This window comes from Streptomyces sp. BR123 (assembly GCF_013401435.1).
GTDB lineage: Bacteria > Actinomycetota > Actinomycetes > Streptomycetales > Streptomycetaceae > Streptomyces.
This window is the reverse complement of record NZ_JACBGN010000090.1, coordinates 1-23916: the sequence shown is the minus strand read 5'-3', so window position 1 is coordinate 23916 and position 23916 is coordinate 1. Positions and strand designations below refer to the sequence as shown.

The following is a 23916-nucleotide window of genomic DNA, read 5'->3' as shown; positions in this document are numbered from 1 at the left end:
CCCCGGGCCTGGCCCCGACCCCCTGAACCGCGGAACCCCCGGCCGTGAGGGCGGCGAGGGGTTCCGCGGGGCGGCGGGTTCCGTCAGCGGGCGGGTGGCATGGGGAACCGCCCGCCGGTCGGTCAGTGGTTGCGGGGGAAGCCGAGGTCCACGCCTGCCGGGGCCTCGGACGGGTCGGGCCAGCGGGTCGTGACGACCTTGCCCCGGGTGTAGAAGTGGATGCCGTCGTTGCCGTAGATGTGGTGGTCGCCGAAGAGGGAGTCCTTCCAGCCGCCGAAGGAGTGGTAGCCCACCGGCACCGGGATCGGCACGTTGACGCCGACCATGCCCGCCTGGACCTCCAGTTGGAAGCGGCGGGCGGCGCCGCCGTCCCGGGTGAAGATCGCGGTGCCGTTGCCGAACGGGGAGTCGTTGATGAGGGCCACGCCCTCCTCGTAGGTCTCGGTGCGCAGCACGCACAGGACCGGGCCGAAGATCTCGTCGCGGTAGGCGTCGGAGTCGGTGCGGACGTGGTCGAGCAGGGACAGGCCGATCCAGTGGCCGTTCTCGTAGCCGTCGACCGTGTACCCGGTGCCGTCGAGGACGACCTCGGCGCCCTGGTCGGCGGCGCCCTTGACGTACGAGGCGACCTTGTCGCGGTGGGCGGCCGTGATCAGCGGGCCCATCTCGGACGTGGGGTCGTCACCCGGACCGATCTTGATCTTCTCGGCGCGTTCGCGGATCTTCTCGACGAGGGCGTCGCCGATGGAGCCGACGGCCACGACCGCGGAGATCGCCATGCAGCGCTCGCCGGCCGAGCCGTAGGCCGCCGAGACCGCGGCGTCGGCGGCGGCGTCCAGGTCGGCGTCGGGAAGCACCAGCATGTGGTTCTTGGCGCCGCCCAGGGCCTGGACGCGCTTGCCGTTGGCGGCGGCGGTGGTGTGGATGTAGCGGGCGATGGGGGTGGAGCCGACGAAGGAGACGGCCGCCACGTCCGGGTGCCCGAGCAGGGCGTCGACGGCGACCTTGTCGCCGTGCACCACGTTCAGCACGCCGTCCGGCAGGCCCGCTTCCCTGGCCAGCTCGGCCAGCCTGTTCGCAGCCGACGGGTCCTTCTCGCTCGGCTTGAGGACGAAGGTGTTGCCGCAGGCGACGGCCAGCGGGAACATCCACATCGGCACCATCGCCGGGAAGTTGAAGGGGGTGATGCCCGCGACCACGCCGAGCGGCTGGCGGATGGCGGCGACGTCGACGCGGTTCGACACGGACGTCGACAGCTCGCCCTTGAGCTGCGTGGTGATCCCGCAGGCCAGCTCGACGATCTCCAGGCCGCGCGCGACCTCGCCGAGGGCGTCCGAGTGGACCTTGCCGTGCTCGGCGGTGATCAGTCCGGCGATCTCGTCGCGGTGCGCGTCGAGCAGCGCCCGGTAGGCGAAGAGCACCTTGGTGCGGGCGGCCAGCGAGGACTGGCCCCACGTCCGGAAGGCCTCCTTGGCGATCTGTACGGCCGCGTCGACCTCGGCTGCCGAGGCGAGGGCGACCTGGGTGGTGACCTCGCCGGTGGCCGGATCGGTGACCGGGCCGTAGTTGCCCGACGCGCCCTCGACGGTCTTGCCACCGATCCAGTGGTTGACGGTCTTCATTGCCTTTGCTCCTTCACAGATGGCGACGTCGCTGAGCGGCTTGCCGGTCGTACTCCTCGCGGGCCCGGACCGCTGCCGCACGGGTCGCGGTCTCGGCCACAGGAACATCCCACCACGCCTGTGCCGGAGGCGGGCCCGACACAGTGTCGGGTGTTCGGGTCTGTGCGTAGACACATGTGGGATGGTCTGCCTCCCGCGCCTCGGCGAGGGCTTTGCGCAGGTCACCGATGGTGTGGGTGCGGATCACGGCCATGCCGAGGGAGGCGGCGTTGGCCGCCAGGTCCACCGGCAGGGGCGGTCCGGTGTACGAGCCGTCGCCCGCCCGGAAGCGGTACGCGGTGCCGAACCCTTCGCCGCCGACGGCGTCGGAGAGGCCGCCGATGGAGGCGTAGCCGTGGTTGTCGAGGATCACCACCTTGATCGGGACGCCCTCCTGCACCGCGGTGACGATCTCGGTGGGGTTCATCAGGTACGAGCCGTCGCCGACGAGCGCCCACACCGGGCGGCCGGGGTCGGCGAGGGCGACGCCGAGGGCGGCCGGGATCTCGTAGCCCATGCAGGAGTAGCCGTATTCGACGTGGTACTGGTGCGGGGAGCGGGCCCGCCAGAGCTTGTGCAGGTCACCGGGGAGCGACCCGGCCGCATTGATGATCACGTCGGTGTCGTCGACCAGGGCGTCGAGGGCTCCGAGGACCTGTGCCTGGGTGGGGCGGTCGGTGTCGTCGGGGACGTGGAAGGCCTGGTCGACGAGGGCCTCCCAGTAGGTCTTGGCCTTGCGGTACGTCTGCTCGTACGCGGGGTCCACCCGGTGGCCGGCCAGCTCGGCGCGCAGGGCGTCGAGGCTTTCGCGGGCGTCGCCGACCAGGGGCAGGGCGGCCTGTTTGTGCGCGTCGTACGGGTCGAGGTTGAGGCCGAGGAAGCGGACCCCCGGGTCCTGGAAGAGGGTGGAGGAGGCGGTGGTGAAGTCGGTCAGCCGGGTGCCGGCGGCGATGACCAGGTCGGCGGCGCGGGCCAGGTCGTCGGCGGTGGCGGTGCCGGTGTGGCCGACGGCTCCCACCTCGGCGGGGTGGTCGTGGCGCAGCGCCCCCTTGCCGGCCTGGGTGGCGGCGACGGGGATGCCGGTGGCCTCCGCGAAGTCGCGCAGGGCGTCCTCGGCGGCGCTGTGGTGGATGCCGCCGCCGGCGATCAGCAGGGGTCGGCGGGCGGCGCGCACCGCCTCGGCGGCGGCCCGCAGCTCGGCCGTCGCGGGCCGGGGACGGCGTACGGTCCAGACCCGCTCGGCGAAGAACTCCTCGGGCCAGTCGTGGGCCTCGGTCTGGACGTCCTGCGGCAGGGCCAGGGTCACCGCGCCGGTCTGGACGGGGTCGGCGAGGACCCGCATGGCCTGGAGGGCGGCCGGGACGAGGGCCTCGGGGCGGGTGATCCGGTCGAAGTGGCGGGAGACCGGCCGCAGGGTGTCGTTGACGGACACGTCGCCCGCGTACGGCACTTCGAGCTGCTGGAGGACGGGGTCGGCGGGCCGGGTGGCGAAGGTGTCGCCGGGCAGCAGGAGGACGGGGATCCGGTTGATGGTGGCGAGGGCGGCGCCGGTGACCAGGTTGGTGGCGCCCGGCCCGATGGAGGTGGTGACGGCGTGCGCGGAGAGCCGGCCGCTCTGGCGGGCGTAGCCGACGGCGGCGTGCACCATGGCCTGCTCGTTGCGCCCCTGGAGGAAGGGCATGTCGGGCCGGCCGGTCTCCAGGAGGGCCTGTCCGATGCCGGCGACGTTCCCGTGTCCGAAGATCCCCCAGGTGGCCGCGACCAGCCGGTGGCGGCGGCCGTCCCGCTCGGTGTACTGGCGGGTGAGGAAGCGGACGAGGGCCTGGGCGACGGTGAGCCTCATCGGGTCTCGTCCTCCGCTCGGTAGAAGGGCAGCCGGGGGTCCACGTCCTGGCCGGGCCAGGTGTCCCGGATCCAGGAGTGGTCGGGGTGGTCGCGGATCAGCCACTCCCGTGCCCGGTCCGGTCCCGCCATCACGTTGAGGTAGTACATGTCGTGTCCGGGGGCGGCGATGGACGGCCCGTGCCAGCCGTCCGGGATGAGCACCGCGTCGCCGGTCCTCACCTCGGCGAGGATGTCGGTCTTCCCGGCCGGGGAGGGGCTGACACGCTGGTACCCGAGGCCGGGTGTGCCTCCGTGCGGGGCGATCTCGTAGTAGTAGACCTCCTCCAGGCGGGACTCCCGGCCGGGGTCGTGCTCGTCGTGCTTGTGCGGCGGGTACGAGGACCAGTTCCCGCCGGGGGTGAGCACCTCGACCGCGATGAGCCGGTCGCAGTCGAAGGCGTCGGCGGCGGCGAAGTTGTTGACCTGGCGGGAGCAGCTGCCCGCGCCGCGCAGTTCGACGGGGACGTCGGCGGCCGGACCGTACCGGGCGGGCAGCACCCGCTCGCACACGGCGCCGGCCAGCGCGAACCGCCCTCCCTGCGGGGCGGTGATGCTGCCGCGGCTGCCGCGCGGCAGGTACGCGAAATCGCTGGCCGCCGCGAAGACGGACGTCCGGCCGTGCAGCTCGAAGACGAGGGCCGCGTCGGGCGCACCTGCCGCGTCGGCCGCCCGGGTCCCGCCGGCCCTGCCTGGCGCCTCGGCCGGGGCAGCAGAGGCGACCGAGGCGGCCGGGGCAGCAGAGGCGACGTCGGCGGCCGGGGCCGGCGGCTCGCAGCGGACCCGTGCGGAGCCCTCCAGCGGCAGGACGATCCACTCGCACTCCCCCGCCTCGTGCTCGTACGTCCCGCCGGGGGCGAGGGTCAGGACGCGCAGCCGGGCGTGCGGCAAGGTGTGGTCGGCCACGGCCGTCACGCCAGCACCTCCTCGATCTCGGCGGGGAACGGCATCGCCGGCGAGCAGGCCAGCCGGGAGGCGACGATCGCCCCGGCGGCGTTCGCATACCGCAGTACGCGCGCCAGGTCCCAGCCCGCCAGCAGGCCGTGGCACAGCGCGCCGCCGAAGGCGTCGCCCGCGCCCAGCCCGTTGACCACCTCCACCTCCAGAGGTGCGGCCTCGGCGACGGTCCCGTCGCGGTGCACGGCCAGGACGCCGTCGGGGCCCCGCTTGACCACGGCCAGCTCGACCCCGGCCGCCAGCAGTGCCCGCGCCGCCGCGTGCGGATCGGACTCGCCGGTCGCGACCTCGCACTCCTGCGTGTTGCCGACGGCCACCGTGGCAAGGCCGAGGGCCCGCGCGTAGGGCTTCGCCGGGTCCTCCTCCCACAGCATCGGCCGCCAGTCCAGGTCGAAGACGGTGATACCGGTCTTGGCCCGGGCTTCGAGCGCGGCCAGCGTGGCGGCCCGGCTCGGCTGGGCACTCAGGCCGGTTCCCGTCATCCAGAACACCCGCGCCGCCCGCAGTGCGGCCCGGTCCAGTTCGTCGGGCCCGATCTCCAGGTCCGGCGCCTTCGGCAGGCGGTAGAAGTACAGGGGGAAGCGGTCCGGCGGGAACATCTCGCAGAACGTCAAGGGGGTGGGGTACGCGGCCACTTCGGCCACCCAGCGGTCGTCGACCCCGAACCGCCGCAGCTCTGCCCGAAGGTACTCGCCGAACGGGTCCGCGCCGGTCCTGCTGATCAGCGCGGTGCGCCGGCCCAGCCGGGCACCGGCGACGGCCACGTTCGCGGGCGAGCCGCCGAGGAACTTCCCGAAGACGTCCGCCTCCGCGAGCGGTACGCCCGTTCTGAGCGGGTAGAGATCCACCCCGATCCGCCCCATGGTGATGAGGTCGAACACGACATCCTCCGCTGTGGTCACAGGCAAGTCCTCCCGCTCGTCTCGCACCCTAAGGTGGCCGTCATGACGTCCTCCCCGTCCGCGTTGACCCGTATCCGCGTCGGTTCGGCTCCGGATTCGTGGGGTGTCTGGTTTCCCGACGATCCGCAGCAGACCCCGTGGGAACGCTTCCTCGACGAGGTCGCCGCGGCCGGGTACGAGTGGATCGAGCTCGGCCCGTACGGCTACCTCCCCACCGATCCCGCCCGCCTCGCCGACGAGACGGAACGGCGGGGTCTGCGCATCAGCGCGGGCACGGTCTTCACCGGACTCCATCACGGGCCCGCCGTGTGGGAGGAGACCTGGGAGCACGTGTCGCGGATCGCGGCGCTGACCCGGGCCATGGGCGCGGAGCACCTGGTCGTCATCCCCTCGTTCTGGCGGGACGACAAGACGGGCAAGGTGCTGGAGGACCGGGAGCTCAGTGCCGCGCAATGGCGTGAACTGACCGAGCAGACCGACCGGCTGGGCCGGGAGGTTCGGGACCGCCACGGGCTGCGGATCGTGGTCCACCCGCATGCCGACACGCACATCGACACCCCGGCGAACGTGGCCCGCTTCCTTGACGCCACCGACCCGGACCTGGTCTCCCTCTGCCTGGACACCGGGCACTACGCGTACTGCGGCGGCGACAGCGTCCAGGCGATCGAGACGTTCGGAGAGCGGATCGGCTACCTGCACCTGAAGCAGGTCGATCCGCGGATCCTCGCCGAAGTCGTCGCGGAGCAGTTGCCGTTCGGCCCGGCCGTGGCCCGGGGGGTGATGTGCGAGCCGCCGGCCGGGGTGCCCGAGCTGGAGCCCGTGCTCGCCGCCGCCCAGCGGCTCGGCGTGGACCTCTTCGCCATCGTGGAGCAGGACATGTACCCCTGCCCGCCCGACCGGCCGCTGCCGATCGCCCGCCGCACCCGCGCCTACCTGCGCTCCTGCGGCGCCCGTTGACCACCTGAGCGCTGACGACCCGCCCGCCGGCCGTCCGACCGCTGACCATCCGCCTGGAGGTATACGACATGAGCACGCTCGGCATCGCCGTCATCGGGGTCGGGAAGATGGGCGCCGACCATGTCCGCCGCATCGGGCGGACGGTCGGCGGGGCCCGGGTGGCGGCCGTCGCCGACCCGGACGGGGACCGCGCCAAGGAGGTCGCGGCCGGCCTGGACGGGGCGAGCGCCCACACGGACGCGGCGGGCGCGATCGCCGCGCCGGGGGTGCAGGCCGTCCTGATCGCCTCTCCCGGGGCCGCACACGAGGAGGCCATCGGGCTCGCCCTGGAGCGGAGGCTGCCGGTGCTGTGCGAGAAGCCGATGACCCCGGACTCGGCGGGGGCGCTGCGGGTGATGGAGGCCGAGCAGCGGCTGGGCCGGCGCCTGGTCCAGGTCGGGTTCATGCGACGGCACGACGCGGAGTACGAGGAGCTCAAGGAACTGCTGGACACGGGCGGGATCGGCCGGCCGCTGTTCCTGCACTGCCGGCACCGCAACGCCGTCTCCCTGCCCTTCTTCACCGGCGACAGCCTGATCAACGACTCGCTGGTGCACGAGGTCGATGCGACCCGCTGGCTGCTGGGGCAGGAGGTCACCGCGGTGTCGGTGTTCTCCCCGTCTCCGACCTCGGCGGCCCCGGCGGAGCTGCAGGATCCCCGCTTCGTCCTGATGGAGACCTCGGGCGGGGCCCTCGTCGACGTGGAGGTCTTCGTCAACTGCGGCTTCGGCTACGAGGTCCGGTGCGAGGCGGTCGGCGAGTCGGGCAGCGCCTCCATCGGCGAGGTCCGGGCGATGACCGTCCGGCGGGCGGGGGCCCGGTCCGGCGCGATCCCGCAGGACTTCACCGTGCGCTTCGCCGACGCGTACGACCGCCAGCTGCGGCGGTGGGTGGCCGCGGCGGTGCGGGGCCGGGTGGCCGGGCCCGACGCATGGGACGGCTACGCGGCGGCGGCCGTCTGCGAGGCGGGGATCGCGGCCGGGCGCAGCGGTGTCCGGACCCCGGTGGAGCTGGTGGACCGGCCGGCCCTGTACCGCTGACGACGGCATCCTGCCCGGCGGACCTCTCCCGGCCGGCGGGGCCCGCCCGACGCACAGGGCTGCCCGACGCACAGGGCTGCCCGAGGCACGGGCCTGGCCGACGCACGGGGCTGCCCGCCGACGCACGGTGCCCGAGGCACGGGCGGCCCCGGGGACAAGGGCGTGGTGGCGCGCGGGCCTGGTGGGTGCCCCCGGGCGGAGCCCGGGGGCACCCCTGCCTCACCCGTCACGGGAGTCCCTCCGCGCATCACACATGTCCGCATCGTGCGGTTTTTCCGTCACAGACATTCGACAACCCTCCCCCGCCCTCACGCTCCGTCGTTGTCCCAACACAACCCGAGAGATCGTCTGTGTCCACGCGCCGGGCTCCCCCGCCGGCCTCCCGGCCCGGCCTGCGCGCGTGGACGAGGAGGTGTCGCCGATGAGCGACGGACAGCTGTGGTCGTACAAGGAGATCGCCGCCCACATCCGGGTCCAGCCGGATTCGGTGCGCTCGTACCGCAAGCACGGGCTGCTTCCCGAGCCCGACCACGTGGAGGGCGGCAAGCCCTACTGGTACGCCGACACGATCCGGGCCTGGGTGGCCCGCCGCCCCGGCAACCGGCGCCGCGACGCGTGACCGCACCGCCGGCCCCGGGCAGGGTCGCCTCCCGGCCGGGATCGCCCCCGGGCGAGGGTTCCGCCGTACCGGAAAACGCCCCCGCCTCTCGCATTCATACCCCCTAGGGGTATAGTCTCCGAGTGTCGGGAGGACCGTGGAGTGACAGCCCCGCGCTGCCACCCCCTTCCGGCAGGCACCGGACGCACCTTCGAAGAGGAGAACGACATGACCGCCGAGACGGACACCCGGACCACCACCGTCTACCAGGTGACGGGCATGACCTGCGGCCACTGCGAGGGCGCGGTGACCACCGAGCTCTCCGCCCTGCCGGGCGTCACCTCGGTCAAGGCCGTCGCCGCGACCGGCGAGGTCACCGTGGTCTCCGCGGCGCCGCTCGCCGACGAGGACGTCCGCGCCGCCGTGGACGAGGCCGGCTACGAGTTCGCCGGCCGCGCCTGAGGCCTCCCGCCCTCCGCGGCCAAGCCTCCAGTACCTCCAGCACCTCCGCAGCACCCGACCGGGCCGTACCTCCAGCTGATACTGGACCGTACGGCCCGGAACCCCCTTGGAGCCGGATGATGAGCACGAGCACGAGCACGAGTACGAGCAGCGGTACCGGCAGCAGCAGTACGGTGCACGACGGACCCATGGCGGCGGCGCCCGCCGAAACCGCCGAGGTCGAGCTGACGATCGGCGGGATGACCTGCGCCTCCTGCGCGGCCCGCATCGAGAAGAAGCTCAACCGGATGGACGGCGTCAGCGCCACGGTGAACTACGCCACCGAGAAGGCCCGGGTCTCCTACGGAACCGCCACCACGGTGGCCGACCTGATCGCGACCGTCGTCAGGACCGGGTACACCGCCGAGGAGCCCCCGCCGCCGGCCCCGCTGCCCGGGGCCGGAACGGAAGCGGAAGCCGAGGCGCCGAAGCGGTCGGCGGCGGACCCCGAGACGGCCGCCCTGCGCCAACGGCTACTGGTCTGCGCCGCGCTCTCGCTGCCCGTCATCCTGCTCGCCATGGTCCCGGCCCTCCAGTTCGACAACTGGCAGTGGCTCTCGCTGACGCTCGCCGCACCCGTGGTCGTCTGGGGCGCGCTGCCCTTCCACCGAGCCGCCTGGACCAACGCCGGGCACGGCGCCGCCACCATGGACACCCTCGTCTCCGTCGGCACCCTCGCCGCCTTCGCCTGGTCCCTGTGGGCCCTGTTCTTCGGCCACGCCGGCATGCCGGGCATGCGCCACGGCTTCGACTTCGACATCTCCCGCACCGACGGCTCCTCCACCATCTACCTGGAGGTCGCCGCCGGCGTCGTCAGCTTCATCCTGCTCGGCCGCTACCTGGAGGCCCGTTCGAAGCGCAAGGCGGGCGCCGCGCTGAAGGCCCTGATGGAGCTCGGAGCGAAGGACGTCGCCGTGCTGCGCGACGGCCGCGAGGTGCGGATTCCCGTGAGCGCCCTCGCGGTCGGCGACCGGTTCGTCGTCCGCCCCGGCGAGAAGATCGCCACCGACGGCACCGTCGTCGAGGGCAGCTCCGCCGTGGACGCCTCCATGCTGACCGGCGAGTCGGTGCCGGTGGAGACCGGGATCGGCGACTCCGTCACCGGCGCCACCGTCAACGCCTCCGGCCGCCTCGTCGTCGAGGCCACCCGGATCGGCGCCGACACCCAGCTGGCCCGCATGGCCAAGCTCGTCGAGGAGGCGCAGAACGGCAAGGCCGAGGTGCAGCGGCTCGCCGACCGGATCTCCGGGATCTTCGTCCCCGTCGTCCTGCTCCTCGCCCTCGGCACCTGGGTCACCTGGCTGCTGATCACGAGCAACGCCACCGCCGCGTTCACCGCCGCGGTGGCCGTACTGATCATCGCCTGCCCCTGCGCCCTGGGTCTCGCCACCCCGACCGCGCTGATGGTCGGCACCGGGCGCGGCGCCCAGCTGGGCATCCTGATCAAGGGGCCCGAGGTGCTGGAGTCCACCCGCCGCGTCGACACCGTCGTCCTCGACAAGACCGGAACGGTCACCACGGGCCGGATGGCGCTGGCCGGCGTCCACCCCGCCAAGGGCACGGACGAGGCCGAGCTGCTGCGCCTCGCCGGCGCCCTGGAGCACGCCTCCGAGCATCCGATCGCCCGGGCCGTCGCCGCCGGGGCGGCCGACCGCGTCGGCGCCCTGCCGGTGCCGGAGTCCTTCGAGAACCTCGCCGGCCTCGGCGTCCAGGGCGTCGTGGAGGGCCACGCGGTCCTGGTGGGCCGCCCCCGGCTGCTCGCCATGGGGGCACCCCCCGGACCGGAGCTCGTCGGAGGTCCTCGGGGGAGGTCGATCACCCTGCCGGCCGACCTCGCCGAGGCCAAGGCAGCCGCCGAGGCCGCAGGCAGCACCGCCGTCCTCGTGGCCTGGGACGGCGCGGCGCGCGGGGTCCTGACGGTGGCCGACGCGGTCAAGGAGACCAGCGCGGAGGCGGTGTCCCGGCTGCGGGCGCTCGGCCTCACGCCGGTCCTGCTGACCGGCGACAACAAGGCGGTGGCCGAGACGGTGGCCCGCGAGGTGGGCATCGACGAGGTGATCGCCGAGGTCCTCCCCCAGGACAAGGCCGACGTCGTACGCCGCCTGCAGGCCGAGGGGCGCACGGTCGCCATGGTCGGCGACGGCGTGAACGACGCGGCCGCGCTCGCCCAGGCCGACCTGGGGCTGGCCATGGGCACCGGTACGGACGCCGCCATCGAGGCGAGCGACCTCACCCTCGTCCGCGGGGACCTGCGGGTCGCCGCCGACGCGATCCGGCTCTCGCGCCGGACCCTCGGCACGATCAAGGGCAACCTGTTCTGGGCCTTCGGCTACAACCTGGCGGCGCTGCCGCTCGCCGCTGCCGGCCTGCTCAACCCCATGATCGCGGGGGCCGCGATGGCTTTCTCCTCGGTTTTCGTGGTGACGAACAGCCTGCGTCTGCGATCCTTTCGCTGAGGCGCCTCTTCTCACTCTGCGCACACTTCCTTCACAGGAGACGCAGATCACAGTGATGCCAACGTAACCATTGGGCCCCGCAGTGGGTCTAATGGGGCGATGCCGGAACGTCTTGGGGGACGTTCGACGGGGGTCTTGGGGGACATCCGTGGCATCGGCCGGCCGGGACGCGTGCTCAACGGGGTGCTTTGAGCGGCCCTCCCGACCCGTACGGGTCCCGGCAGACACCCACCGGAGCGCACCCGGCCTGCGCTCCTCGCCGACACCCGGCTCGGATCCCGTGGGGGGAATCCGGCGCCGGGGAAAAGGAAGGCGCCCCGTCCGTCGACCCGTGGGGGGATCGACGGCGGGGCGCTTTCCGCTGTTCCGGGACCGGAAGCCGACCGGGTCGGCCGCCGGACGGGGCCGGCCGCGCAGGGCCGGCCCGTCGGATCGGGGCCGCTGGGGTCAGCGGGCCTCGACCGGCACGAAGTCGCGCTCGACGACACCCGTGTAGATCTGGCGCGGGCGGCCGATGCGGGAACCCGGCTCCTTGATCATCTCGTGCCACTGGGCGATCCAGCCGGGCAGGCGGCCGAGCGCGAAGAGCACGGTGAACATCTCGGTCGGGAAGCCCATGGCGCGGTAGATCAGACCCGTGTAGAAGTCCACGTTCGGGTACAGGTTGCGCTGGACGAAGTAGTCGTCGGAGAGCGCGTGCTCTTCGAGCTTCAGGGCGATGTCGAGCAGCTCGTCGGACTTGCCGAGGGCGGAGAGGACATCGTGCGCCGCAGCCTTGATGATCTTCGCGCGGGGGTCGAAGCTCTTGTATACGCGGTGGCCGAAGCCCATCAGGCGGACGCCGTCCTCCTTGTTCTTCACCTTGCGGATGAAGGAGTCCACGTCGCCGCCGTTGCGCTGGATGCCCTCCAGCATCTCCAGCACGGACTGGTTGGCGCCACCGTGCAGCGGGCCCCACAGGGCCGAGATGCCGGCGGAGATCGAGGCGAACATGTTCGCCTGCGAGGAGCCGACCAGGCGGACCGTGGAGGTGGAGCAGTTCTGCTCGTGGTCCGCGTGCAGGATCAGCAGCTTGTCGAGCGCGGAGACCACGACCGGGTCGAGCTCGTACTCCTGGGCCGGCACGGAGAAGGTCATGCGCAGGAAGTTCTCGACGTAGCCGAGGTCGTTGCGCGGGTAGACGACCGGGTGGCCGACCGACTTCTTGTACGCGTAGGCCGCGATCGTGGGCAGCTTGGCCAGCAGGCGGATCGTCGAGAGGTTGCGCTGCTTCTCGTCGAACGGGTTGTGGCTGTCCTGGTAGAACGTCGACAGCGCGCTGACCACGGAGGACAGCATGGCCATCGGGTGCGCGTCACGCGGGAAGCCGTCGTAGAACCGCTTGACGTCCTCGTGCAGCAGGGTGTGCTGGGTGATCTCGTTGCGGAACGACGCGAGCTGGTCGACGGTCGGCAGCTCACCGTTGATCAGCAGGTACGCGACCTCGATGAAGGTCGAGCGCTCCGCCAGCTGCTCGATCGGGTAGCCGCGGTAGCGCAGGATGCCCTGCTCACCGTCGAGGTAGGTGATCGCAGACTTGTAGGCGGCCGTGTTGCCGTAGCCGCTGTCCAAGGTGACGAGCCCCGTCTGGGCCCTCAGCTTCGAGATGTCGAAGCCCTGGTCACCGACGGTGCTCTCGACCACCGGGTAGGTGTATTCACCGTCCGCGTACCGGAGTACTACAGAGTTGTCGCTCACGTCATCCCTCACCGACGTAGTGCCTCTTCTTCGAGGTGCCCTGACTTCCTCTACCTTCCCCCATCTGGCGCAGGAGAGTGCACTCGGGGTCGGCCTAAGGCATTTTGGCGGCACTGAGTGCCGTCAACCTGCTTATCCTGCCCCCTCCGCGCCGAATGCGGAAACCCTAGGCCTTGTTTACCGCCGGTATGCGGCCGGACAGCCTAGAGGCGACCGCCGTGAACCTCCTGCCTGCGGAAACCGTACGCACCGCCTGGGCCAGGGCTTTTCGGGACCCGACCAGGACGACCAGCTTCTTCGCCCTCGTCACCGCCGTGTAGAGCAGGTTGCGCTGGAGCATCATCCAAGCCCCGGTGGTGACGGGGATCACCACCGCCGGGTATTCGCTTCCCTGGGACCGGTGGATGGTCACCGCGTACGCGTGCGCCAGCTCGTCCAGCTCGGAGAACTCGTACCCGACCTCCTCATCTTCCTCCGTCCGCACCGTCAGGCGCTGCTCGACCAGGTCAAGAGCGGTGACCACGCCGACCGTTCCGTTGAAGACGCCGTTCGCGCCCTTCTCGTAGTTGTTCCGGATCTGGGTGACCTTGTCTCCGACCCGGAAGACCCGGCCGCCGAACCGCTTCTCGGGCAGGTCCGGCCGGGCCGGGGTGATGGCCTGCTGGAGCAGGCCGTTGAGGTTCCCCGCGCCGGCCGGGCCGCGGTGCATGGGCGCGAGCACCTGCACGTCGCGGCGCGGGTCGAGGCCGAATCTGGCCGGGACGCGGCGCGCGGCCACGTCCACGGCCAGCCGTCCCGCCTCCTCGCCGTCCTCCTCGGGGAAGAGGAAGAAGTCCGGCAGGCCGTCGGTCAGGGGCGGCAGGCCGGTGTTGATCCGGTGCGCGTTGGTGACCACGCCCGACTGCTGGGCCTGGCGGAAGATCCTGGTCAGACGGACCGCGGGCACGGGGCTGCCGTCCGCCAGCAGATCGCGCAGGACCTCGCCGGCGCCGACCGAGGGCAGCTGGTCCACGTCCCCGACCAGCAGCAGGTGGGCGCCCGGCGCCACCGCCTTGACCAGCTTGTTCGCCAGCAGCAGGTCCAGCATCGAGGCCTCGTCGACCACGACCAGGTCGGCGTCGAGCGGCCGGTCCCGGTCGTACGCTGCGTCTCCGCCCGGTTTGAGCTCCAGCAGCCGGTGCACGGTGGAGGCCTCGGCGCCGGTGAGTTCCGACAGCCGTTTCGCGGCGCGGCCGGTGGGCGCCGCGAGCACGACCTTGGCCTTCTTGGCCCGGGCCAGCTCCACGATCGAGCGCACGGTGAAGGACTTGCCGCAGCCGGGTCCGCCGGTGAGGACGGCGACCTTGCGGGTCAGCGCCAGCTTGACGGCCTCGCGCTGCTCGAGTGCCAGGTCGGCCCCGGTGCGCCCGGCCAGCCAGCCCAAGGCCTTCTCCCAGTCCACCTGCCGGAACGAGCCCATCCGGTCGTCCTCGGCGTTCAGCAGCCGGCGCAGCTGGCCCACCAGGGACAGCTCGGCCCGGTGGAAGGGCACCAGGTAGACGGCGGTGACGTCCGGTCCGCCCTCGGGGTCGGGCACGGATTCCCGTACGACGCCCTCCGGGTCGGCGGCGAGTTCGGCGAGGCACTCGATGACCAGCCCGGTGTCGACCTGGAGCATCTTGACCCCGTCGGCGATGAGCCGCTCCTCGGGGAGGAAGCAGTGACCCTGGTCGGTGGACTGGGACAGGGCGTACTGGAGCCCGGCCTTGACCCGGTCGGGGCTGTCGTGCGGTATGCCGACGGCCTGCGCGATGCGGTCCGCGGTGAGGAAGCCGATGCCCCAGACGTCGGCGGCGAGCCGGTAGGGCTGGTTCTTCACCACCGAGATGGAGGCGTCGGCGTACTTCTTGTAGATGCGCACGGCGATGGAGGTGGAGACGCCGACGCCCTGGAGGAAGACCATGACCTCCTTGATGGCCTTCTGCTCCTCCCAGGCGGCGCCGATCATCTTCGTCCGCTTGGGGCCGAGGCCGGGCACCTCGATGAGCCGCTTCGGCTCGGCCTCGATGACGTCGAGGGTGTCGGTGCCGAAGTGCTCCACGATCCGGTCGGCGATCCTCGGGCCGATGCCCTTGATCAGGCCGGATCCGAGGTAGCGGCGGATGCCCTGGACGGTGGCGGGAAGGATGGTGCTGTAGTTCTCCACACTGAACTGCCGGCCGTACTGGGGGTGGGAGCCCCAGCGGCCCTCCATGCGCAGTGACTCGCCGGGCTGGGCGCCGAGCAGCGAGCCCACGACCGTGAGCAGGTCGCCGCTGCCGCGGCCGGTGTCGACCCTGGCGACCGTGTAGCCGTTCTCCTCGTTGGCGTAGGTGATGCGCTCCAGCACCCCCTCGACCACTGCCGGTTGCACCGCCCCGTTGCTTGTCATGGCACGAAGCTACCGTCCGCCTCGGACAAGACCGGCAGGCCTGTGGAAAACCACGCCCCGCCCGGGAACGGGACCCGCAACACCAGAAGGGGACCCGGCCTCCCCGGCCGGACCCCCTCCACGGTTACCCCTCCCTTGCCGGACTTCCCGATCCCCCCGGATCCCACCCCGGAAGTGCCGACGCACCGTACGACCCGCCTGCGCGCCCCGGGGTTGCACCCCCGATCGGAACTTTGCGTTTCCATTACCTCGGGCGGGCTGCGGACGCCTCCGCAGTGCCCGCGGCCCGCCGCGAACCAGGCGTTTCGCCCAGGCCCGCGCGCTATCCTCGGGCGCCATGGACACTTCCGGCGGACAGGTACGGCTGCGGGACCCGGAGCCCGGCGAGCTGGGCTGGATCGTGCAGCGGCACGGCGCGCTCTACGCCGCCGAGTACGGCTGGAACACGGACTTCGAGGCCCTGGTGGCCCGTATCGTCGCGGACTTCGCCGAGGACCACGACCCGTACCTGGAGCGCGTCTGGATCGCCGAGCTGGACGGACGGCCGGCCGGCTCGGTGATGTGCGTACGCGAGGACGCATCGCCCGGCACGGCCCGGCTGCGCCTGCTGCTGGTGGAGCCGGAGGGCCGCGGGCACGGCATCGGCAGCCTGCTGGTCGACACGGTGGTGGAGTTCGCCCGCTCGGCCGGCTACCGCGAGCTCGTCCTGTGGACCAACGACGTACTGGCCTCCGCCCGCGCCCTCTACCGGCGCGCCGGGTTCACGCTGGTCGCCGAGCGGCCGCACCACTCGTACGGCGTCACCCTCACGGGGCAGGACTGGCGGCTGCCCCTGCAGGACGGCTCCCCGCACTGACGGACCGCTGCCGCGCCGGGGCCAGCGAGGTCAGCGCGACCCCGCCCACCAGCAGCACCGCCGCGACCCACCGCAGCCCCGACACGCTCTCGCCCAGCACCAGAGCCGCCGAGGACATCCCGAACACCGGCACGAGCAGGGAGAACGGGGCGACGGCCGAGGCCGGGTAGCGCCGCAGCAGGTACCCCCAGGCGCCGAAGCCGAACACGGTGGAGATCCAGGCGACGTAGGCGATGACGCCCACCCCGGACCAGTCCAGGGCCCGCAGCGCGGCCAGGTCCCGCTCGGGCCCCTCCAGCAGCAGCGACAGCGCGAACAGCGGCAGCACGGGCACGGTGCACACCCAGACCATGAAGTTCAGGGCGTCGGGCGGGGCCGCCTTGCGGGTCAGCACGTTGGACACGCCCCAGCAGGCGGCGGCCGCGACGACCAGGGTGAAGCCGAGCACCGGCCCGGAGGCGCCCCCGTCGGCGGCGGCCACGGCGATCCCCGCGAGGGCGACGGCCATGCCGGCCAGCCGGACCGGGCCGGGCCGCTCCCGCAACACGGCGGCGGCGAGGACGGCGGTGAAGACGGCCTGCACCTGGAGGACGAGGGAGGACAGCCCCGCCGGCATGCCGGCGGCCATCCCCGTGAAGAGGAGGCCGAACTTGGCGATGCCGAGGGCGGCGCCGACGCCGAGGACCCACTTCCACGCGACCTTCGGCCGCCCGACGAAGAACACCGCGGGCAGGGCGGCGGCGAGGAAGCGCAGGGCGGACAGCAGCAGCGGCGGGAAGTGGCCGAGCCCGATCTGGATGACCACGAAGTTGACGCCCCAGACGGCGGCGACGAGTACGGCGAGAGCCGTGTGAACTGGACGCATGCTCCGAGCATCGGCGCCACCACCGTGTACCACCAGCGCGCATCTCTTCCGCAATGGATGAAGCATTGCTTACGGTTGGGGCATGCTCGACCTGTCCCGGCTGCGCGCCCTGCACGCCGTCTCCGTCCACGGCTCGGTCGCGGGCGCGGCGGCCGCCCTCGGATACACGCCCTCGGCCGTCTCCCAGCAGATCGCCAAGCTGGAACGGGAGACCCGCACCACGCTGCTGGAGCGGCGCGGGCGCGGGGTCGCGCTGACCGAGGAGGCCTGGCACCTGGCCCGTACCGCCCGCGAGTTGCTGGCGATCGTGGAGCGGGCCGAGACCACCCTGGAGGAGCGCCGCGGGCAGCCGAGCGGACTGCTCACGGTGGCGGCGTTCGCCTCGGCGGCACGCGGTCTGCTGCCCGGTGTGCTGGCGGACCTGGCACGCCGTCATCCCGCTCTGGACGTACGCCTCACGGAGGTGGACCCCCACCTGTCGGTGGACCTCGTGGCCCGCGGAGTCAGCGACCTGGCGGTGGCCCACGACTGGGACATCGCCCCGCTGCCCGCCCCCGAGGGCGTCGAGCAGGCCGTGATCGGGGACGACCCGTGCGACCTGGTGGTACCCGAGGGCCACCCCTTCACCGCACGGGCCGTCATCCGCCGGTCGGACCTCGGCGGCCAGCGGTGGGTGTGCCAGCCACCCGGCCGGGTCTGCCACGACTGGCTGGTGCGGACGCTGCGCACGGCCGGCTTCGAACCCGCCATCGCCCATGTGGCCGAGGAGAACCACACGATCGTCGCCCTGGTCGCGGCCGGGCTCGGGGTGGCCGTCGTCCCCCGCCTGGGCACCGGCGCGCTGCCGCCCGGCGCGGTGGCCGTGCCGCTCGAACCGGCTCCCGTACGCAGGCTGTACGCCCTGTGGCGGACGGGGGCGGCCCGCCGGCCGGCGATCACGGAGGCCGTACGCACCCTGCAGGAGCACTGGGCGGCAGCGGAATCGGCCCGTCCGGGGGACCCCCGACGTGTCCTCGACGGCGGGAGCGCGACTGCGCAGTAGCGTCCGGCGCGTGCCGAACCACGCCTCCCGCCGGTCCCTGCTCACCGCGGCCGCCGTGGCCGCCGCCGCAGCCGCCGGAGCGGTCTCCTACGCCCTGGGCAGCTCCTCCGACGCCACCGCCCCCTCCGGCGCCTCCGGCCCCTCGGGCACCCCCGGCGGCTCCGGGGGTGCCCACCGCGGGGATGCGCGCCCCGGCGACCGTGCCCCCGGCCCGGCCCCCGACCTGGCCGAACTGCGCCGCGTGGTGGCGGGGATGAGCCTGACCGAGCAGGTCGGGCAGCTCTTCGTGTCCCGGGCCTTCGGGCATTCCGCGACCGGGCCCGACCCGGCCGACGCCGAGAAGAACCTGTCGCAGTTCGGGGTGCGCACCGCCGCCGAGCTGATCTCCCGCTACCACCTCGGCGGGGTCGTCCTGTTCTCCTGGGCCGGCAACACCCGTAACCCGCAGCAGATCGCCGACCTGTCGGCCGGCCTCCAGCAGGCGGCCTCGGCCACGGGAGCCGGTATCCCGCTGATGCTCTCCATCGACCAGGAGCACGGCGCGGTGGCCCGGGTCGGCAAGCCCGCGACCCTGCTGCCCGGGGCGATGGCCCTGGGTGCGCGCGGCGGCAAGGCGTCGGCCACCGCCGAGGCCCGGCGGGCGGCGCGCATCGCGGGCGCCGAACTGGCCGCGATGGGCATCCGGCAGGACTACGCGCCGGTGGCCGACGTGAACGTGAACCCGGCCAACCCGGTGATCGGCGTCCGGTCCTTCGGCTCCGACCCGAAGGCGGTGGCCGCCCTGGTCGCCGCCCAGGTGCGCGGCTACCAGGGCTCGGGGGTGGCCGCGACGGCCAAGCACTTCCCCGGCCACGGGGACACCGCGACCGACAGCCACGTCGGGCTGCCGGTGATGACGCACAGCCGGGCCCGGTGGGAGGAGCTGGACGAGCCGCCGTTCCGTGCGGCGGTGGAGGCGGGCGTGGACGCCGTGATGACGGCGCACATCGTCTTCCCCGCCCTCGATCCCTCGGGGGACCCGGCGACCCTCTCGCGGCCGATCGTCACGGGCATCCTGCGCGAACGCCTCGGCTTCCGCGGGGTGGTGGTCACCGACGCCCTCGACATGGCAGGCGTCCGCCAGAAGTACGGGGACGACCGGGTGCCGGTGCTCGCCCTGAAGGCGGGCTGCGACCAGCTGCTGAACGCGCCCGACCTGGGGCTCGCGTTCCGCAGCGTGGTCGCCGCGGTGGAGTCGGGCGAGCTGACGCAGACCCGGATCGCCGAGTCGGTGCTGCGGATCCTGGAACTCAAGGCGCGCCGGGGCCTGTTCGACCGGCCGCAGACCACGGCGGGGCGGGTGGACGCGGCCGTCGGCACGACGGCGCACCTGACCGCCGCGGACGAGATCGCGGCGGGTACGACGACGCTGCTGGCCAATCCGCAGAAGCTGCTCCCGCTGGACCCGGCGGCGGCGCCCGCACTGCTGGTCACCGGGGCCGACCCGGCCTCCCCCAGCGGTACGACGGGCCCCCCGACGGTGGTACTGGCCAAGGAGCTGACCGCCCTCGGCTGCCGGGCGACGGCGGTGCCGTCCGAGCGGGCGGTGGCGGCGGCCCGGGGCAAGGCGGCGGTGCTGGTGTGCACGCACAACGTGCCGGAGGGGGACAGCCCGCAGCGCACGCTGGTGGCGGACCTGGTGGCGACCGGGGTGCCGGTGGTCGTGGTGGCGCTGCGGAACCCCTACGACCCGGCGCGGCTGCCGGAGTGCGCGGCCGAGCTGGCCACGTACACCTGGTCGGACGTGGAGATGCGGGCGGCGGCCCGGGTGATCACCGGTGCGGCCCGGCCGGTCGGCCGGCTGCCGGTCCCGGTGCCGGGCCGCTATCCGCTGGGCCACGGGCTGGCGTACGGCTGATCCGTACGCCGGCCCGCGGCGCGGGTGGTCCCTGCCGTCCCTGCCCCGCGCCGGCCCGCGGCGCGGCGCAGGGGGAACCGGTCACGGCCGCAGCTGCTGCCCGCGCTCCAGGTCCTGCCGGTCGAGCTGGGCGTCCGGCTTCGCCAGCGGCGCCGCCCGGCCCGCGTCGAGGGCCGCGGCGGTCGGGGCGACCCCGGCCCACTCCAGGATCCGCTGCGTGGCCAGCGCCTTCTCGCCCTCCTGCAGCTTGGAGACGTTGGCCCCGTGGTTGGCACCGGGCGCGGTCATCACGTAGCTGTCGCGGGCCCCGTACCCGAGGCGGAACGGTTCTGCACCCCACGGGTCGTTCTGCCCGTAGACGAAGAGCATCTGGTTCGCGTTGTTCTTCACCCAGTTGTCCACGTCCGCCATGGCCCCCGGCTGGAAGGTCATCGGGATGTCGCGCGGCACGAAGTTGCGCGGCGGCTGGTAGCCGTACCGGCTCAGCCCCTTCAGGTGCGGCTGCTTGATGTCCGGCGATCCGAGCTGTGTGCCGGCCTGGTAGTAGTACGGCGTGTACGTCTCCAGGCCCTGGTCGGCGTAGGCCGAGAAGCCGGAGATCGCGTCGATCGAGTCCCAGATCTCCTGGTCGCTCGCGGCCTTGGCGTCCGCGGGGACGGTGCCGCAGTCGGACAGCAGGCTGTACTGCCAGAACGCCCACACGTAGTCGAGGACGACGGCCTCGTACGCCTTGTCGAGGGTTCCGACGGTGTTGAAGGTCCAGCCGTTCTGGGCGGCGGCGGCCTCGTACTTGGCCTCCAGCGGCTCGCGGCGCACGAGCGCCTCGCGCTGGACGCCGTTCAGCCTGTCGCGGCACTCCTTGGTGCCGACCTTGGCGAAGAACCGGTCGTAGGCCGAGTCCTCCTTGTTGACGACGTCGTTGGGCGCGACGTACGCGACGATGCCGTCCATGTCGCGCGGGTAGAAGCGCTCGTAGTACGTCGCGGTCATGCCGCCCTTGCTGGCGCCGGTGGCGAGCCAGTTCTTCGGGTAGAGCTTCTTCAACGCGGTGAAGATGCGGTGCTGGTCGCTGGCCGCCTGCCAGATGTCCAGCTTCGACCAGTCCGCCGGGTCGGGGCGGGACGGGTTGAAGAAGCGGTACTCCATCGACACCTGGTTGCCGTCGACGATCGTCGTCGGCTCGGCGCGGCGCGGGTTGGTGTTGACGTTGTAGCCCGAGGTGTAGAACACCGTGGGCCGGGAGACGTCCTTGTGCAGCAGGGTGATGCGCTGCTTGAAGGTGCCCTTCCCCGGCTGGCGGTGGTCGATCGGCTGCTCGTAGTTCAGCACGAAGAAGCGGTAGCCGGGGTACGGCTTCTCCTCGATCAGGCTCATGCCCTCGATCGCCAGGATCCGGTCCTTGATGTCCGTGGCGGCGGCCTGTCCGGCGGTGGCCGGCGCTGCGGCGGCCGGCTCTGCGGCGGTGGCTGCCTGAGCCGTGAAACCGGCCGTGCCCATGGTGCCGATCAGCACGGCAAGCGGCAGCAGCCGGCCAAGCGTCTTGCGCATTCACCCTCCCCTTCAGTTCACTGCGGTCGCAGGTGAACCTAGCGGGGCCAACACGCAGCTGACCAGACCCAGTTGGGACGTGCGCTCAGCACAGGATCCAGCCGGATTCGGCGGACCCGACTCCGATGTCCCCCTTCACATACACACAGCGATTGATCGCGCCGACGGTAACAGGTCCGGCATATCGGGTGAACTGCCCGATGTCGCGGACCGGGACCCCGCCCCGCGGCTGGATGCTCACCGCCATCGGCCGGCGCGTGCCGGGATCCCGTGCGAAGGCGACGGCACACGCCTGGGTGCGGGTCTTGAAGACGCGCACCTCCCCCGCGGGGAACGGCAGCGTCTTGACGAGCTGTCCACCGCAGCCGCCCTCGGCGGCCCGGGCCGGCGGCGCCACCAGCAGACCCCCCAGGCAGAACGCGAGCACCGCCGTCGACATCCCCGCGCGGACGGCCCCCCGGCCGCCCCTCTTCTCTCTGCGCACCCCACTGCCCCCGGTCCCTTGCGCGTACTTATGTGCGTCATACGTACGTCCGTACGACGCACAAACCCCCCGGAAGGTTGCGCACAGCAAGATCCGGGGGGCCTGGAGGCGGAGGGCAGAGGGCGGAGGGCGGAGGGCGGACGCCGGCCGAGGGGCCGTTCAGGCCGCGGCGCGTTCGTCCTCGCCGAGGAACGTCCGCCACAGGACGGCGTACCGCCCGCCGCGGGCGAGGAGTTCGGCGTGCGTGCCGTCCTCCACCACCCGGCCGCGGTCCATGACCACGACCCGGTCGGCGCGCGCGGCCGTGGTCAGCCGGTGCGCCACCACGAGGGTGGTGCGCTTCCCGGCGAGCCGGTCCGTGGCCTGGTTGACCTGGGCCTCGGTGGCCAGGTCGAGGGCGGCCGTGGCCTCGTCGAGCAGCAGCACGTCCGGGTCGACGAGTTCCGCGCGGGCCAGGGCGATCAGCTGGCGCTGGCCGGCCGAGAGGTTGCGGCCGCGTTCGGCGACGGTGTGCAGGTAGCCGCCGTCGAGGGTGGCGATCATGTCGTGGGCGCCGACCGCGCGGGCGGCCGCCTCGACCTCCGCGTCGCTCGCGTCCGGCCGCCCGTACGCGATCGCGTCGCGCACCGTCCCCGCGAACAGGTACGGCTCCTGCGGGACCACCCCGAGCCGGCGGCGGAACGCCGTCAGGTCGAGCTCCCGCAGGTCGGTGCCGTCGGCCGTGACCCGGCCGCCGGTCGGGTCGTAGAACCGGGCCACCAGCTTCACCAGCGTGGACTTGCCGGCCCCGGTCTCGCCGACGAACGCGACGGTCTGCCCCGCCGGTATCCGCAGGCTGATTCCGGCCAGGGCCTCACTGCCCTTCTCGCCGCGCTCCTCGGCCGTGCCGTACGCGAAGTGCACGTCCTCGAAGGCGATCTCGCCGATCGGCTCCCGCACCCCGCGCGGGTCGGCGGGCAGCGGCGTCGTGGTCGGCTCGCGCAGCAGCTGCTGGATCCGGCCGAGGGAGACGGTCGCCTGCTGGTACCCGTCGAAGACCTGCGAGAGCTGCTGGACGGGGGCGAAGAACAGGTCGATGTACAGCAGGTACGCCACCAGCGCGCCGGTGGTCAGCGTGCCCGCCTCGACCCGGCCCGCACCGACGATCAGCACGGCCGCCGCCGCGCCCGAGGACAGCAGCTGCACGAACGGGAAGTAGACCGATATCAGCCACTGGCCGCGCACCCGCGCCTCGCGGTACGAGTCGCTGCGCTCCGCGAAGCGGGCGGCGCCCGAGCCCTGGCGGCGGAAGGCCTGGACGATGCGGAGCCCGGAGACGGACTCCTGGAGGTCGGCGTTGACCAGGCTGACCCGGTCGCGGGCGAGCTCGTACGCGGCGACCGACTTGCGGCGGAACACGATCGTGCCGACGACCAGCACCGGCAGGGTGGCGAAGACGATCAGCGCGAGCTCGACGTCGAGGACGAGCAGGGCGACGAGGATCCCGAAGAAGGTGAAGACGGAGACGACGGCGGTGACCAGACCGGTCTGCAGGAACGTCGACAGGGAATCGACGTCGGTGGTCATCCGCGTCATGATCTTGCCGGTCAGCTCGCGCTCGTAGTAGTCGAGGCCGAGGCGCTGGAGCTGGGCGAAGATCTTCACGCGGAGCGCATACAGCACGCGCTCACCGGTCCGGCCCGTCATCCTGGTCTCGGCGAACTGGGCCGCCCATTGGCCGAGGACCACCGCGAGGGCGAGGAGCGACGCCGCCCAGACGGCCCCGAGCGCGGCCTGCTCCACGCCCTGGTCGATGCCGTGCCGGATCAGGACCGGCAGCAGCAGGCCGGCGCCCGCGTCCGCGGCGACCAGGCCGAGGCTGACGGCGAGCGGTGCCCAGAAGCCGCGCAGCAGGCGGCGCAGGTTGTAGCTGTCCTCGGCGGCCGCGGCCCGCGCCTCGTCGACGTCCGGCGCGTCGTCGGCGGGCGGCAGCGACGCCACCTTGGCGAGCAGCTCCGGGGTGGCCGGCATCCCGGCCACGGCCCCGGCCATCGAGTGCGGGGGCCCGCCGGCGCCGGGGGCCCCCGCACTCGATGGCCTGTCTCT

At 72.9% G+C, this 23916-nt stretch carries 17 protein-coding genes and 1 pseudogene; 8 read left to right on the top strand and 10 right to left on the bottom strand.

The genetic code is table 11. The features are described from left to right. Positions 1–122: 122 nt before the first annotated feature. Genes HYE82_RS16595 through iolC form a run of 4 tightly spaced genes read right to left on the bottom strand, consistent with a single transcriptional unit; the run spans position 123 to position 5401 of the window. Complete coding sequence (locus HYE82_RS16595; RefSeq protein ID WP_179174845.1) at positions 123–1622, bottom strand: CoA-acylating methylmalonate-semialdehyde dehydrogenase; 1500 nt, start codon at positions 1620–1622, stop codon at positions 123–125. A 13-nt stretch (positions 1623–1635) separates the two neighbouring features. Continuing rightward, complete coding sequence (gene iolD / locus HYE82_RS16590) at positions 1636–3504, bottom strand: 3D-(3,5/4)-trihydroxycyclohexane-1,2-dione acylhydrolase (decyclizing) (protein WP_179174844.1); 1869 nt, start codon at positions 3502–3504, stop codon at positions 1636–1638. Beyond that, the gene (gene iolB / locus HYE82_RS16585; protein ID WP_309144341.1) at positions 3501–4457 is read right to left on the bottom strand and encodes a 5-deoxy-glucuronate isomerase; all 957 of its coding nucleotides are present in this window, start codon (positions 4455–4457) and stop codon (positions 3501–3503) included. Before iolB ends, iolD begins: the two co-directional genes overlap by 4 nt. Beyond that, on the bottom strand, positions 4454–5401 hold the full coding sequence (gene iolC, locus HYE82_RS16580) for a 5-dehydro-2-deoxygluconokinase (RefSeq protein WP_309144340.1): 948 nt from the start codon (positions 5399–5401) through the stop codon (positions 4454–4456). The genes iolB and iolC overlap by 4 nt, the downstream gene beginning before the upstream one ends. Positions 5402–5443: 42 nt before the next feature. Between iolC and HYE82_RS16575 the strand changes: the two genes are divergently transcribed. From HYE82_RS16575 to HYE82_RS16555, 5 genes are all read left to right on the top strand, one after another. After that, a complete protein-coding gene (locus HYE82_RS16575) occupies positions 5444–6358 on the top strand; it encodes a sugar phosphate isomerase/epimerase (RefSeq protein ID WP_179174843.1) in 915 nt (304 codons plus the stop codon). 68 nt (positions 6359–6426) lie between these two features. After that, positions 6427–7437, top strand: coding sequence for a Gfo/Idh/MocA family protein (locus HYE82_RS16570; protein ID WP_179174842.1), 1011 nt, complete (start codon positions 6427–6429; stop codon positions 7435–7437). 421 nt (positions 7438–7858) lie between these two features. Further along, entirely contained in the window at positions 7859–8056 is a 198-nt protein-coding gene (locus HYE82_RS16565) for an AlpA family transcriptional regulator (RefSeq protein ID WP_179174841.1), read from the top strand. 207 nt (positions 8057–8263) lie between these two features. Continuing rightward, positions 8264–8497 carry a heavy-metal-associated domain-containing protein gene (locus HYE82_RS16560; protein WP_179174840.1) on the top strand — a complete coding sequence of 78 codons (234 nt, stop codon included), beginning with the start codon at positions 8264–8266 and terminating at the stop codon, positions 8495–8497. A 188-nt stretch (positions 8498–8685) separates the two neighbouring features. Then, positions 8686–10992: a cation-translocating P-type ATPase gene (locus tag HYE82_RS16555; RefSeq protein WP_256987315.1), complete on the top strand. Its 2307-nt coding sequence runs from the start codon at positions 8686–8688 to the stop codon at positions 10990–10992. 447 nt (positions 10993–11439) lie between these two features. Here the strand turns inward: HYE82_RS16555 and HYE82_RS16550 are convergent, their stop codons facing one another. Next, positions 11440–12729 carry a citrate synthase gene (locus HYE82_RS16550; protein ID WP_179174838.1) on the bottom strand — a complete coding sequence of 430 codons (1290 nt, stop codon included), beginning with the start codon at positions 12727–12729 and terminating at the stop codon, positions 11440–11442. A gap of 166 nt (positions 12730–12895) precedes the next feature. After that, positions 12896–15139 (bottom strand): ATP-dependent RecD-like DNA helicase, encoded by a 2244-nt coding sequence (locus HYE82_RS16545; protein WP_179174837.1) that lies wholly within the window; start codon positions 15137–15139, stop codon positions 12896–12898. A gap of 358 nt (positions 15140–15497) precedes the next feature. On the opposite strand from HYE82_RS16545, the pseudogene HYE82_RS38150 reads away from it, so the two are divergent. Next, a pseudogene (locus tag HYE82_RS38150) lies at positions 15498–15995 on the top strand (GNAT family N-acetyltransferase); the annotation flags it as partial. On the opposite strand, the gene HYE82_RS16535 reads toward HYE82_RS38150, so the two are convergent. Continuing rightward, positions 15946–16860, bottom strand: coding sequence for an EamA family transporter (locus HYE82_RS16535; RefSeq protein WP_179174835.1), 915 nt, complete (start codon positions 16858–16860; stop codon positions 15946–15948). The pseudogene HYE82_RS38150 and the gene HYE82_RS16535 overlap by 50 nt on opposite strands. A gap of 82 nt (positions 16861–16942) precedes the next feature. Between HYE82_RS16535 and HYE82_RS16530 the strand changes: the two genes are divergently transcribed. After that, the gene (locus HYE82_RS16530) at positions 16943–17902 is read left to right on the top strand and encodes a LysR family transcriptional regulator (protein WP_256987314.1); all 960 of its coding nucleotides are present in this window, start codon (positions 16943–16945) and stop codon (positions 17900–17902) included. Between the two features lie 10 nt (positions 17903–17912). Further along, the gene (locus HYE82_RS16525; protein ID WP_179174834.1) at positions 17913–19799 is read left to right on the top strand and encodes a glycoside hydrolase family 3 protein; all 1887 of its coding nucleotides are present in this window, start codon (positions 17913–17915) and stop codon (positions 19797–19799) included. Positions 19800–19880: 81 nt separating this feature from the next. Here HYE82_RS16525 and HYE82_RS16520 read toward each other — a convergent pair whose 3' ends face one another. The 3 genes from HYE82_RS16520 to HYE82_RS16510 all read right to left on the bottom strand — a co-directional run. After that, complete coding sequence (locus HYE82_RS16520) at positions 19881–21347, bottom strand: aminopeptidase (protein WP_179174833.1); 1467 nt, start codon at positions 21345–21347, stop codon at positions 19881–19883. 85 nt (positions 21348–21432) lie between these two features. Continuing rightward, the gene (locus HYE82_RS16515; RefSeq protein WP_179174832.1) at positions 21433–21786 is read right to left on the bottom strand and encodes a hypothetical protein; all 354 of its coding nucleotides are present in this window, start codon (positions 21784–21786) and stop codon (positions 21433–21435) included. Positions 21787–21990: 204 nt separating this feature from the next. Further along, a partial coding sequence (locus HYE82_RS16510) for an ABC transporter ATP-binding protein (RefSeq protein WP_256987313.1) occupies positions 21991–23916 on the bottom strand: 1926 nt, incomplete at its 5' end.

Excerpts from the sequence above, each read along its gene's own strand:
- HYE82_RS16565 (WP_179174841.1), top strand. The coding sequence starts at position 7,859 with ATGAGCGACGGACAGCTGTGGTCGTACAAGGAGATCGCCGCCCACATC.
- HYE82_RS16555 (WP_256987315.1), top strand. The coding sequence starts at position 8,686 with ATGGCGGCGGCGCCCGCCGAAACCGCCGAGGTCGAGCTGACGATCGGC.
- HYE82_RS16530 (WP_256987314.1), top strand. The coding sequence starts at position 16,943 with ATGCTCGACCTGTCCCGGCTGCGCGCCCTGCACGCCGTCTCCGTCCAC.
- HYE82_RS16520 (WP_179174833.1), bottom strand. The coding sequence starts at position 21,347 with ATGCGCAAGACGCTTGGCCGGCTGCTGCCGCTTGCCGTGCTGATCGGC.
- HYE82_RS16595 (WP_179174845.1), bottom strand. The coding sequence starts at position 1,622 with ATGAAGACCGTCAACCACTGGATCGGTGGCAAGACCGTCGAGGGCGCG.
- HYE82_RS16560 (WP_179174840.1), top strand. The coding sequence starts at position 8,264 with ATGACCGCCGAGACGGACACCCGGACCACCACCGTCTACCAGGTGACG.
- HYE82_RS16570 (WP_179174842.1), top strand. The coding sequence starts at position 6,427 with ATGAGCACGCTCGGCATCGCCGTCATCGGGGTCGGGAAGATGGGCGCC.
- iolD (WP_179174844.1), bottom strand. The coding sequence starts at position 3,504 with ATGAGGCTCACCGTCGCCCAGGCCCTCGTCCGCTTCCTCACCCGCCAG.
- HYE82_RS16515 (WP_179174832.1), bottom strand. The coding sequence starts at position 21,786 with ATGTCGACGGCGGTGCTCGCGTTCTGCCTGGGGGGTCTGCTGGTGGCG.
- HYE82_RS16545 (WP_179174837.1), bottom strand. The coding sequence starts at position 15,139 with ATGACAAGCAACGGGGCGGTGCAACCGGCAGTGGTCGAGGGGGTGCTG.
- HYE82_RS16575 (WP_179174843.1), top strand. The coding sequence starts at position 5,444 with ATGACGTCCTCCCCGTCCGCGTTGACCCGTATCCGCGTCGGTTCGGCT.
- HYE82_RS16535 (WP_179174835.1), bottom strand. The coding sequence starts at position 16,860 with ATGCGTCCAGTTCACACGGCTCTCGCCGTACTCGTCGCCGCCGTCTGG.